The organism is Spongiactinospora rosea, assembly GCF_003315795.1.
Lineage (GTDB): Bacteria > Actinomycetota > Actinomycetes > Streptosporangiales > Streptosporangiaceae > Spongiactinospora > Spongiactinospora rosea.
Genome location: NZ_QMEY01000027.1, coordinates 85,696 through 97,104 on the forward strand (window position 1 = coordinate 85,696; position 11,409 = coordinate 97,104).

Sequence of the window (11,409 nt, forward strand, 5' to 3'; positions counted from 1 at the left end):
TCCTCTCAGGACACTCGCGTGTGGACCCCGACCGCGGACACCACGCCCACGTCCACCCCGTGGCGGGCGCCTCGCGGCCCTGGCCTCAGTACTCCGTCGTGGTTCAGCCGCACGGACCCGAGCACCGGCGGCGGGAGCGGGGCGAACGCGGTGTCCACCCCGACCGCCGAGCGCGCGCCGACCACGAACCCCGTTCCTCCGATGCGGACCGTCCCGCTGGTGTGCGCGGGCGCCTGCCGCCGTACCAGCCGCCGCAGCGCCTTCTCGTCGGCGGTGCCGCCGGGCAGCAGGACGCGGAACCGGTGGGCGTGCTCGGCGAGCGGGTCGGTGTCCGGGTCGCCGAACGCCCGCAGCGGCGCGGCCCCCAGCCCCGATCCGCCCAGCCGGAACCGGCTCGCCGAGCGGCCGAAAAGCCGCACCGAACCGAGTCCCCGCGCCCCCGTGGGCCCCGCGATGGCCCGTACCTGGGCCCAGTGGCGGTCATCGGCCAGTTCGTCGATGACCGGCGCGGCGCCGAAGACGATGCGGATCGCCTCCGACAGCGCCCACGGCGTGCCGCGCCGCCGGTACAGCTCCGGGGCGCGGGCGATCAGCTCGCGCCGGGTGGCCGCGTCCCAGCCCGCCTCGAACGACAGGCCGAGCAGCCCGGCCAGCCACGGCAGCGCCGCGTCCGGGACTCCGGCCGGGTCGAGCAAGGCCGGGTACCGCTCGATGACCTTGTCGATCTCGTCCAGCGTGGCGTCGAACAGCGACAGGAACCGCTCGGTGAAGTCGTCGGCGGCCGGGTCCTGCCGGAACGCGGCGGGCAGCAGGTCCGCGCTGGTCGCGCGGGGGAAGTCCAGCCGGACGCGGCGCAGCGCCGGGGTGGCCAGGGTGTCGCCGGACAGGCGGACCCGGGCGGTGAGGTACCGGCCGGGCGGCTGGTCGATCAGGAGGTCGGTGACGCCGGGCGGGGCGGTCTGCCAGTCGGTGTCGGCGTACTTGCCGTCCTCGGACACGACCACCGCGACCGACACCGCCGTGCCGGGCGGCACGTCGGCCGACACCCGCACCCGGTGCCAGCGGCAGCGGGAGATCCCGCTGTCGATCGGCTCGGTGGTGAACTCGCCCTCGGGCACGTACGGGCCGGGGCCGGGCGGCGGCTCCGGGCGCGGTTCGCCGCACCAGTCGTAGCAGGAGGTGACCTCGCCGTCGGGACCCTGCTCGCGCAGGCAGAAGCCGTCCTCGCCGGCCGCCACCAGCGTGCTCGGCGGCAGCGCCGCCGCCAACTCCGCCAGGGTGGCCTCGGCGAACCGGCCGTCCGGGCCGCCCCGGTGGATGCGCAGGATGCCGTGGTGCTCGGTGAGCAGCCAGATCGCCCGGCCGGGTCCGGTGCGCAGCCCGATGATCCGGCCGCGGACGCCGGTCTCGACGCCGCCGCAGGGCCGCCCGTCCGGCCCGTACCACGACAGCCCGGTACGCCCCTCCCGCGACACCAGCACCCGCCCGTGCGGCGCGAGCGCGACCAGCTCCGCGCCCGGCACGTCGATCACCGCGACGAGCCGGTCACCCTCGTTGCGCCACACCAGGACCTGTCCGGAGTCGGCCACCGCCACCCGGTGCCCACGGGACGCGACCGCCACCGGCTCGCGCAGCAGCCCGGGATCGCAGCGCCACAGCGGACGCCAGCCCGCCGAGCACGCGTCCCGGTACAGCAGCCGGTCCCCGGCGAGCAGGTACCACGCGCCCGCCCGGCACCCGGGCGCGAGCCGGGGGCCGGGGAACCACGGCAGCAGTTGTTCCCGGGTCGGCCCCTCCGGGGACGGCCCGGCCAGGGCCAGGCGGACGCCCGCCGGATCGGCGAACCCGACCACGCCGTCCCATCCGGCCTCGTCCCACCCGACCACGTCGTCGAGCAGCCGGAACGTCGCGGCGGCCGGGGCGCACGTCATGATTCCTCCACGGGGATCAGCAGCGGGCGTTCCGGCCAGATCAGGTCGTCGGCCGGGATCGCGTGGTCCGTGCAGGGCGGCAGCCGCAGGCCGTCCACGGTGAGCGCGAGCCCGGACACCGCGCGCACGCCATCGACGGCCAGCAGGCGGCGGACCAGCGGCGTGTGCCGTACCGCGCCGCCGAACGGCCAGCCGCCGCCGTCCTCTCCGCCGCGCAGCGGGTCGAGGTGGCCGGTGACGGCGTCGGCGGCCCTGGCCAGTACGGCGGCCCGGTCCTGATCGGGGTCGAGCACGACCCGCGCCTCCACGGCCACCCGCCGGTAGGCGACCGGCCCGGTGACCACGGTGACCCCTGCGGGCGCGACCTCGCGGGACAGGAAGTCCGCCACCGCCCGCAACGTGGCCGCGTCCGCCACCGGCGGCTCATCCGTGACCAAGAGGCGCGGTACGACGAGGACGCCGACCACGCCGGGGATGGGCTTGCCGCGGAAGTCCGGGTGCAGGCCGGGGACGCCGTGCGCGCGGGCCACCGAGGCGCCGGGCGCGCGGACGGCCAGCAGGCCGTAGTCGGCCGGGGCCACGGCACGGCCCCGGGAGCGCAGTTCGCCGACCCCGCGCCGGATCACCTCGGCGTCCGGTTCGGCGTCGGTCCCGCCGGTGGCCGGGAACGGGTTGTTCACGCCGGTGACGAACGGCAGCGCGGTGACCACGCCGTTGACCGCCCCGGACGGCACCGCGCCCGCCCGGCCGCCGCCCACGCGGTACCGCACGGCTCGTACGTTGCGAAAGCCCGGCGGCACCGCCGCGCCGTTCACGCCGTCGCCGAAGGTGACCTCGCCGGTGGCGTGGTCCACCACGAACACCCGGTCGTCCGGCCCGTACGCGGCCAGGCTGGAAACCTCCCGCCACCGCGCCACGGAACTCGCGGTGACCCCGAAGAGGTCGCCGCCCGGGTCGTCGTCCACCTCGATCACCACGCTGCCCGCCAGTATCGGCGTCTGGCTGAGCCGCATCCGGCGGCGGGTGCTCTCCCGCGCGTCCTGGATCGGCTCCAGCGGCTCATCGCGGATCGTGCGGGCCGCCGTGGCCGCGACCATGTTCAGCCGCAGCCCGGTGACCAGCGGCGGCGCGGCGGTGAAGACGCCGTGCGCGACCTGGAGCCGCAGCCAGCGCAGCACCGGGCCCGGCCGGGCGGACGGCGGCGCGCCCGGCGCCCAGCCGCGCGGCACCCGAAGCTCGACCGTCCCCGAGGCGCGCAGCCCGCCGGTCTCGTCCCGCAGCACCTCGGCGGGGCGGAACCGGCCGCCGTCCAGCACGTCCCAGCGCAGCAGCGGGCGCGGGGCGGTGGGCGGCGGGGTGAGCCCGCCGGCGGCGGCGGGTGCGGGCGGCACGGCGGCCAGCACGAACCCGAGCGACAGCGAAGGGAACGGGTTCGCGGCCCCGGCGAGGCCGATCCACAGCGCGTCGCCGGGCCGGGGGTCCGCGCCGAACGGCGGGAACGGGCGGCCGGGGCCGTTCGGTCCCAGCGGGAGGGAGGCCAGCCCGCCCGCCCGCTGCACGGCCATCGCGCCGATCGTGGCGGGCGTGGCGTACAGGTCCCGGTCGGTCTCGTAGATGATCTGCCCGCCGGTCCCGGACGCGGCGGCCTGGAACCCGGCGGGGACGAGGACCGACGCGCCGTCCGGCGGCGTCACGGTGAACTCCAGCAGCGCCGCCGCCGCGGTGGCCGGTCGCCGTCGCACCCCGGCGGTGCCGAGGTGTTCGGCCAGCACCTTCTCCGGCAGCCGGTTGACCCGGGCGAGCACGGGTTCGGCCTGGGTGCCGAACAGCCGCACCAGCGCGACCCCGGCGTCCTGCCGGTCGGGGTCGGTCCAGTCGGGGGTGTATCCGGGGATGCGGTCGCGCACGGCGGCGCGGACCGCCTCCCGCGTCGCCTCCACGAGTTCCGGCTGAACCCCGGACGGCCCCGGCCCAGGGACGATGCGCCCCTCTTCGTCCGAGTCCCGCGCCCACCACACGTCGCCGGTCATGTCAGGCCCTCCCTCTGGTCCGCGGCGGGCACGATCCGTGTGCGGATCTCCCGCGCGACGGGAAGTTCACCGGGCCGCAGGGCCTGGTCGCCGCAGGCGTCGGCGGGGTCCGCGCCGTCCAGGCCGATGGCCACGCCCGCGACGTCCGCGAGGTCGCCCAGGGCCCGCTGCGCGGCCCGCAGCAGCGCGGACGGCCGCAGCGCCGCCCCGAACGGCCAGCCGGTCCCGTCGTCGCCGCCCGCCAGCGGGTCCAGGTACCGGCGCAGCGCGTCGGCGGCCAGCGCCGACACCCGCGCCCGGTCGGCCGGACGCCCGGACAGATCGACGCGCAGTCGTACCTCCCGGTACGCCGGGCCGCGCACGAACACCTCGGCGGTCAGCAGCCGCGCGCCCGCCAGCCGGTCGGCGACCTCGCACAGCAGGCCCGGATCGGGCCGCGGCGCGAGCACGCCACCGGGCACGGCGGGCACCACATGGACGCTCACCGCGCCGGGCACCCGCGCGCACGGGAAGCCCGGGTGCTCGCCGACCGACGCGTACGCCCGCCCGACCGCCACCCCCGGGGTCGTCACGGCCAGCGTGACGTGGTCCTCGGCGGTGACCGCCCGGGTCACCTCGCCCAGCGTGCCCGCCGCGCGCTCCCGCGCCTGCGCCACGGTCTCCGGGTCCGCGCCGCCCTCGGCCTGGACCAGGTTCGCGCCGCGCACCGCGACGGGATCGGCGACCGGCAGCCAGTTCCCGGTGAGCCCGCCGTTCCCGGCCCGGCCGCCGCCCAGGTCGTACTCCACCCGCACGTCCTCGCTGCGACGCGGCACCCGCCCGGTGAGCCCGTCGCCGAACACCAGCGCCCCGTCCGCCCGGTCGAGCAGGAACACCCGGTCGCGGGAGCCGCCGAAGGCGAAGTCCGCCACCGCGTTCCACCGCTCACCGCCCAGATCGAGGGTCGCGCCGAGCAGCAGGCCCGCCGCCTCCGGCAGGGTCAGCCGCTGGCCGGGCAGCTTCAGCCAGTGGTCGATCTGGCCGGACAGTTCGGCACCGGTCGCGACGCGCCGTTCCAGGTGCCGGGCGGCCGACACGTTGACCGCGAGCCGCAGCAGCCGGGGCGGCGCGGCGTACGTCGCCGCGCGCGTGGACACCAGCACGCCGCAGTCGTCGGTGGACCAGCCCTCCGGGAGCAGCAGCCGGACCACGCCGGACCGCCGCAGCCCGCCGGTGCCGTCCTCGACCCGCGCGAACGCCCCCGAGACGTCGGTCCCCGGCCGGAACCACGACCAGGTCAGCTCGGCGGGCGGGCGCACGTCCCGGACCGCGCGCGGCGACCAGGACGGCGGCACCGGCGAGTCCAGCTCCACCAGCAGCGACAGCGCGCCCGGCGCCGGGTGCCCGCCGGCGAGCGGCAGCGTGAACCGCGCCGAGGCCGCCGAACCGTCGCCCGCCAGCAGCGCGACCCCGCGCCGGGCGAGCAGGTCGGCACTGCGGTCGCGGTCGGTGTGCACCGCCACGTCGCCGCGCAGCGGGAACACCGCCACATCGCCGTCGAGGGTGAACCTGATCCGGCCCGCCGGATCGCGGGACATGACGGTCCCCGACGGCACGAACACCGGGCCGGGCCCGTCGGCGGTCAGGTGCAGCACGGTCGCCGCCGGGCGCGCGGGCCGCGGCGGGTCCAGGCCGAGCAGGTTCAAGATCGCCACGACGAGTTCGTCGGGCACCTGGTCCAGCCAGTACAGCCGCTGTTCCAGCAGGTAGGCGAACAGTTCGAGGAGCGTGACGCCCGGGTCGGCGGGCGCGTGCAGCGTCCACGCGCCGCCCGACTCGGCCGGGATGCGGCGGCGGATCGCCGCCATCATGTCGGCCCAGGTCAGGTCGTCCAGCTTGGGCGCGGGCAGGCTCATCGCTCGCCCCCCGTCAGCCCCAGGTAGAACGGGAACACCAGGTTGGCCTTGGTGTTGGTGCGCCTGATCCGGTACTCGACCGAGACCGTGACCCGCGACTCGTCGGCGGGGTCGGCCTCGGCGCGCACGGCGTCCAGCTCGACCCTCGGCTCGTACGCCCGCACCGCGTCCGCGATCGACCGCTCCAGGTCGCGCAGGTTCTGCACGCTGCCCGGCGCGAACACCGACTCCTGCGCCCGGGTGCCGAAGTCCGGCCGCATCACCCGCTCGCCCGTGCCGGTGAGCAGCAGCGCGCGCAGGCAGTGCTCGATGCTCTCCTCACCGGTGGCGTACCCGAGCCGCCCGGCCTCGTCGGGCAGGATCGGGAACCGCCAGCCGGTACCGAGGAACGGCTCGCTCATTCGACCTTCACTTTCGCCGAAAGGGCGCTGCCCGGCAGGGGCAGCACGGGCGGGCTCGTCGGTGCCCCGGCCGTGGCGGACGTGTGGGTGTGCGCGTCGAAGGCGGCCTTGAGCGCGTCGCCGAGCACCGCGGCCTGGGTGGCGCCGCCGCCGAGGTCGATGGCGTCCGCCTCGACGGTGACCTTGCGGGCCTTCAGCCTGATCTCGCCGGTGGCGGTCACGGTCACGTCGCCGCCGTCGGCGGTGGTGATGCGGATCAGCTTGGCGGCGTCGTCGAACAGCACCTCGTGCCCGGCCTTCGTCCGGATGATCTTCTGGTCCCGCCCGCCGGTGGGTGCCGTGGGCGGTTTGTCCACGCCGTTGTAGAGCCCGCCGAGCACGATCGGGAAGCGCATGTCCCCGTGGACGAACGCGACCAGCACCTCATCGCCCACCTCCGGGACGAACAGCGACCCGTAGCCGCCGCCCGCGTACAACTGGCTCACCCGGCACCACTCGGTGACCGTCGAGCCGCCGTCGAACCACGGGAACCGCACCTTGACCCGGCCCTCGTCGTCGCCCTGGTTCTCCACGACGAGCGCCTCCACGACGCCGTAGAAGCGGCGGTCGGTACTGCGCGCCCGGGGCGCGGTCCGTGGCATCACACGCCTCCCTGGTGGATCCGCCGGCCGGTGAACGTGGTGAAGAAGCCGCTGCTACCGAGCGTGTGCTCGACGCGCTTGACGAAGTAGGTGCCGGAGAAGCGCCGGCCGAGGCCGAAGATCTCCACGTTGTCGCCCGGCCGCAGCTCCGGCAGCCCGGCCACCCGGCCGGTCGCGGTGATGAACTCATAAGACCGTTCGCGCAGCAGCGCGATGGCCAGCTCGCGGGCCTCCTGCCGGCTGGTGACAGGGGCGTCCACCAGCACCTCCTGGCGGCCCCCGGCCGCGCTCTCGGCGGCCTGCGGGCCGCTCTCGCCGTCGGCGGTGTTCTGCCCGGCGGGCAGGTTCTCGGCGGTCGCGGTGAACGCCAGCTCCTGCTTGGTACGGGGGTCCCAGCCGCGTACGGTCAGCTTGCTGACCTGCTGGGACACGGTCAGGGTGGGGGTGAAGTCGAGCAGGTTGGGCACCAGGCCGGCGGGCAGCGCGGCCGGGCCGGTGGTGAGTCCCGGCTGGTAGGTCAGCCGGAACAGGCGGATCGGGCGGCCGTCCCTGCCGTCGGTGGGCCGGATGAAGTACAGGGTCTCCTCGCCGGTCTCCGGGTCGGGCAGGATGAAGCAGTCGAAGTCCAGCCGCTTCGCCCGTTCCATCAGGAAGGCCGCGTCGTCCTGGTTCTTCTGCACCACCAGGTCGTGGACCGGCCCTTCTTGGGTGGTGACGACCCGCAGCCTGTTGCGCCGGGCGATCCGCTCGGCGATCTGCCAGTCGGCCATCCGGGCGAAGGTCTTGTCCTCTTCCTTGGCCGGTTTGCGGTCCTTGAGGCGCAGCATCCCGTCCACCCCGCTGATCGAGACGGTCGGTGACGCGCCGTCGGGGAACTTGGGGGCCAGCGTGCTGATCGTGCCGGTCGCGACGGTGAGCAGCTTGTCGGCGTACCCGAGCCGCACCGACACCCGCGAGCCGAGCCGGAACCGCCGCGAGTCGCTGTGCTTGAACTTCAGGCCGACGTCGTCCCAGTTGTTCAGCTCCAGGTCGAAACCGGACATCTCATCGATGTCGCGGTGCACCTTGATGTCCAGGATGTCGTTCTTGGTGGTCGGGTCGGCCTCGACGCCCTCGATGAACACCTCGAACTCCGGGGCGTACCGGTCGGGGTCGGCGATCTGCGGTTCGGCGGCGGGCAGTGTCATCGTCTCGCCCCCTTCACGGCAGCCGGGGCACGGTCAGCACCCGTCCCGGCCGCAGGTCGCGTGGATCGGTGATGCCGTTGGCGCGGGCCAGCTCCCGCCAGGCGTCCGGCCTGCGGTACACCGCCGCCGAGATCCCGGCCAGCGTGTCGCCACGGCGTACGACGTAGCTCTTCTCCACCGTCGGCGAGGACCGCGGCGGGTCGTTGACCTGCTGGGCGGCCGGGCGGAACTCCTTGAGCGTGATGTCGAGCTGCGCCCGCAGCGGTACGCCGTCCTTGCCGAACAGCACGTAGTTGACGTCCAGCTTCTCCAGCACGCCGGTGAACACGGCCTCGTCCCAGACGAACCGCACGACCGGCGGCGCGTGCTCCCGGCTGTCGGGCCGCATCAGCTTGCGGACGGCGTCGACGTAGGCGGTCCGGACGTTCTCCAGCGTGTCGGAGGTGTCCACCAGGGCCTGCACGGACAGCGTCTCGCTGCCGCCCCGGACGTACTGGATGGGCGGCGTCTCCAGGCCCGGGATGGTGATCTCGGCGAAGGTGTTGGTCTTGCTCAGCTTGTAGTCGGTCGGATTGAACCGCAGCGGGATGCGCCGGCTCCGCTCCTCGGCGATCACCGGCCGGATGATCTCCAGGCGGGCCAGCGCGCCCTGGCCCGCGAAGGACACGGGGGTGACGCTCACCGGTGGTCCTCCATGTCACCGAGCCGCCGCTCGCTGTCGGAGTGCTTCTGGCGGGCGCACTCCTGCTCGTACAGCCGCGCCCACGCCTGGATGTGCTTGTTGAACAGCCGGGTGAACACGGCCCCGTCGTCGCCGTCCACCTGCAACCGCACCTCAAGGTTGTGGATGATCAGGTTCTTGGGCACTGTCTCTCCTACAGGACGTTGGTCAGGCCCTCGTGGGCGATCTCCAGGGATTCGATGGCCACCGCGTTCTGCTCCGCGTGCAGGTCGGGGCCGCTCCACTTGGCCGCGAGCCCGCCGTGGAAGGCCCAGGCCATCGCCGGGCGGCCGGACGCGTCCAGCACGATCACCGCGCCGTCGCGGCGCGCGCCGAGCGAGTCGGCCAGGCCCGTCTGGTACCACGACCACAGCAGCCGGTCGCGGACCACGCCGCGCTTGAGCGTGATCCGGTTCCACGAGTGCCGCAGCGGGAGCTGGCGCACCGAGTCGTTGCGCCCGCCCTCGGCGTAGTTGACCACCTCCAGTTGCGCGCCCAGCCCGGTGACCTCCTGGAACGCCCCCGCCGCGACCAGCGGCAGCAGCAGCGCCTGGGCGGGCGGCAGGTAGGCGTCGCCCGGGTCGAGGGTGACGATGAACCGGTACTTGGGCAGCGGCTCGGCCGGGTCGAGCAGCCGGTCGGCGGGCGTGGTCACGTCTCGATCACCTCCAGGCCGCGGTCCTGGCCGAGCACCAGGCGCAGCCGGACGAACTCCATCGGCACGGCGGGCGCGACCTCGACCTCGCACACCAGCAGGCCGGGGTCCTGTTCGGGCGGGTTGTTGGTGTCGTCGCAGACCACCCGGAACGCCTGCTCCGGCCGGGCCCCGGCGAGCGCGCCGGTCCTGAACGTCTCCAGCAGCACCGAGGTGATCGCGCGGACCAGGGTGAGCCGCAGTTCCGGCGTGTTCACGTCGAACACCAGCGGCCCGGCGACCCGCCGGATCGACCGGACCAGCAGGTGGACCAGCCGGCGGTGCGCGACGTAGCGGCGGCGGGGGTCGGCGGCGAGCGTACGCCCGCCCCAGACCACCAGGCCGCGGCCCCGCATGCACCGGACCAGATCCACGTTCTCCTCGAACAGGCGGACCTGCTGCGGTTCGGGGTATTCGACGTCCAGGTCCACCGCGTCCAGCAGGGTCGCGTTGGCGGGGGTGTGGTGCGCGCCGCGCTCGCCGTCCAGCCGGGCGACCAGCCCGGCGACGTGCCCGCCGGCGGGGACGGTCCGCAGCCCTGTCGCCAGGGGGTCCGGAGCGCGCAGCGGCGGGTGGTACACGGCGGCGGCGGACAGCAGCGCGTCATCGCCCAGGTCGCGCAGCGAGCGCACCCACGTCAGCACGTCGTCCGCCGTCGATCGCGTCGGCGGCACGTCCAGCAGGACCAGCCGGTCCAGCAGGGGAGCGCACGTCGTGAGCAGGGCGAGCACGAGTTCGGTGTGATCGTCGCCGCGCAGGTCGCCGCCCAGGTCCGGGAGCGCGACCAGGGCCGGTTCCGGGAGTTCGGCCTGCGCCGACACCGCCGCGACGTACTGGGCGCGCGCGGGCGGGGCGTCCGTGCCGCCGGTGAGCGTCAGGTCCCACGACCGGGAGATCGCGCCGCCCGGCGGGATCGGCCCGCCGGGCTCCCCGGGGGTCAGCCGGATCAGCCGGGACGCGGCCAGCCGGTCGCCCAGCTCGCCGGGCGCGAGCCCGGCGAACGTCTCCGGCGGCTCGCCGGGCACACGGACCCGCACGGTCACGGCGGGCGGCCCGGCGATGCTGCTGGCCTGGTACCGGATCGCCACCCGGCCGCCGTTCGCCCAGCTTCCCGGGCTGGTCGCGGTGATCCGGTACCCGTTCGACCATTCCGCGTCCGCCGTGCCGGCCGGCCCGGACACCCGAAGCGCCCACGCGGTGCGCCCGCCGTTCTCGAAGAACCCGCGCAGCGCGTACGGCATGGCCGCCGAGCCGTCCGGCGGCCCGAACACGGCGGTGACGTCGCTTCGGCTCTCCACCCGCACAGGGGTGCCGACCGGGCCGCGCCGGGCGCGGCCGATGAACGCCGCCACGTCCGTGCGCAGCGGCTCGATGCCCGAGCCGCCGGGCACGACGGTGAGGGAGACGCCGGGGAGCGCCGCGCTGGTGGTCATCTCGGCCGGCTCATGCGTCGATCAGCAGGCTCTCGACCGCCAGCACGAGCGTCTCCATGGCGATCTCGTTCTTGGTGGCGTTGAACGACGGGCCGGTGTACTTCGTCGGCCAGGCCCGGTCGAAGTTCCAGCGCATGACCTCCTGGCGGTTCTCGTCCAGCATCACGATCGAGCCGGACGTGCGGCGCACCCGGCCGTTCAGCGCCTCGTTGATCCAGTTCCAGAACCCGACGTGGCCGGTGACGCCCCGCTTGAACGTCAGCGCGCTCGGGAACTTCTTCAGCCCCACGAGCTTGCGCACGGTGATGTCCTCGCTGCCGGTGCGGTACTCGATCACCGGCAGCTCCACGTCCAGGCCGCTGGCCTCGGTGAAGGACCCGCTCACCGCGACGCCGTCATCGCTGACGTTGGTCACGATGACCAGGAAGTTATATGCGGCATACGGGTCTTCCCGCGTCACAGGTGGCATGTCCGCC

At 75.0% G+C, this 11,409-nt stretch carries 11 protein-coding genes; all 11 read right to left on the reverse strand.

Features of this window, described 5'->3' with window-relative positions; all coding sequences use genetic code 11:
* Positions 1-5: 5 nt before the first annotated feature.
* Genes DP939_RS38000 through DP939_RS38050 form a run of 11 tightly spaced genes read right to left on the reverse strand, consistent with a single transcriptional unit; the run spans position 6 to position 11,402 of the window.
* Positions 6-1,931 (reverse strand): phage tail protein, encoded by a 1,926-nt coding sequence (locus DP939_RS38000; protein WP_113985684.1) that lies wholly within the window; start codon positions 1,929-1,931, stop codon positions 6-8.
* Positions 1,928-3,961 carry a putative baseplate assembly protein gene (locus tag DP939_RS38005; protein WP_113985685.1) on the reverse strand — a complete coding sequence of 678 codons (2,034 nt, stop codon included), beginning with the start codon at positions 3,959-3,961 and terminating at the stop codon, positions 1,928-1,930. Before DP939_RS38005 ends, DP939_RS38000 begins: the two co-directional genes overlap by 4 nt.
* Complete coding sequence (locus DP939_RS38010; RefSeq protein WP_113985686.1) at positions 3,958-5,856, reverse strand: putative baseplate assembly protein; 1,899 nt, start codon at positions 5,854-5,856, stop codon at positions 3,958-3,960. Before DP939_RS38010 ends, DP939_RS38005 begins: the two co-directional genes overlap by 4 nt.
* Positions 5,853-6,257 (reverse strand): GPW/gp25 family protein, encoded by a 405-nt coding sequence (locus tag DP939_RS38015; protein WP_113985687.1) that lies wholly within the window; start codon positions 6,255-6,257, stop codon positions 5,853-5,855. The genes DP939_RS38010 and DP939_RS38015 overlap by 4 nt, the downstream gene beginning before the upstream one ends.
* Positions 6,254-6,898, reverse strand: coding sequence for a phage baseplate assembly protein V (locus tag DP939_RS38020; protein ID WP_113985688.1), 645 nt, complete (start codon positions 6,896-6,898; stop codon positions 6,254-6,256). The genes DP939_RS38015 and DP939_RS38020 overlap by 4 nt, the downstream gene beginning before the upstream one ends.
* The gene (locus tag DP939_RS38025; RefSeq protein WP_113985689.1) at positions 6,898-8,085 is read right to left on the reverse strand and encodes a phage late control D family protein; all 1,188 of its coding nucleotides are present in this window, start codon (positions 8,083-8,085) and stop codon (positions 6,898-6,900) included. Before DP939_RS38025 ends, DP939_RS38020 begins: the two co-directional genes overlap by 1 nt.
* Before the next feature lie 13 nt (positions 8,086-8,098).
* Entirely contained in the window at positions 8,099-8,767 is a 669-nt protein-coding gene (locus DP939_RS38030) for a CIS tube protein (RefSeq protein WP_113985690.1), read from the reverse strand.
* Entirely contained in the window at positions 8,764-8,952 is a 189-nt protein-coding gene (locus DP939_RS38035; RefSeq protein WP_113985691.1) for a putative phage tail protein, read from the reverse strand. Before DP939_RS38035 ends, DP939_RS38030 begins: the two co-directional genes overlap by 4 nt.
* Positions 8,953-8,960: 8 nt before the next feature.
* Positions 8,961-9,461: a phage tail protein gene (locus DP939_RS38040; protein WP_199565680.1), complete on the reverse strand. Its 501-nt coding sequence runs from the start codon at positions 9,459-9,461 to the stop codon at positions 8,961-8,963.
* On the reverse strand, positions 9,458-10,933 hold the full coding sequence (locus DP939_RS38045) for a DUF2586 family protein (RefSeq protein WP_113985692.1): 1,476 nt from the start codon (positions 10,931-10,933) through the stop codon (positions 9,458-9,460). Before DP939_RS38045 ends, DP939_RS38040 begins: the two co-directional genes overlap by 4 nt.
* A gap of 10 nt (positions 10,934-10,943) precedes the next feature.
* The gene (locus tag DP939_RS38050; RefSeq protein WP_043622509.1) at positions 10,944-11,402 is read right to left on the reverse strand and encodes a phage tail protein; all 459 of its coding nucleotides are present in this window, start codon (positions 11,400-11,402) and stop codon (positions 10,944-10,946) included.
* Positions 11,403-11,409: the final 7 nt, after the last annotated feature.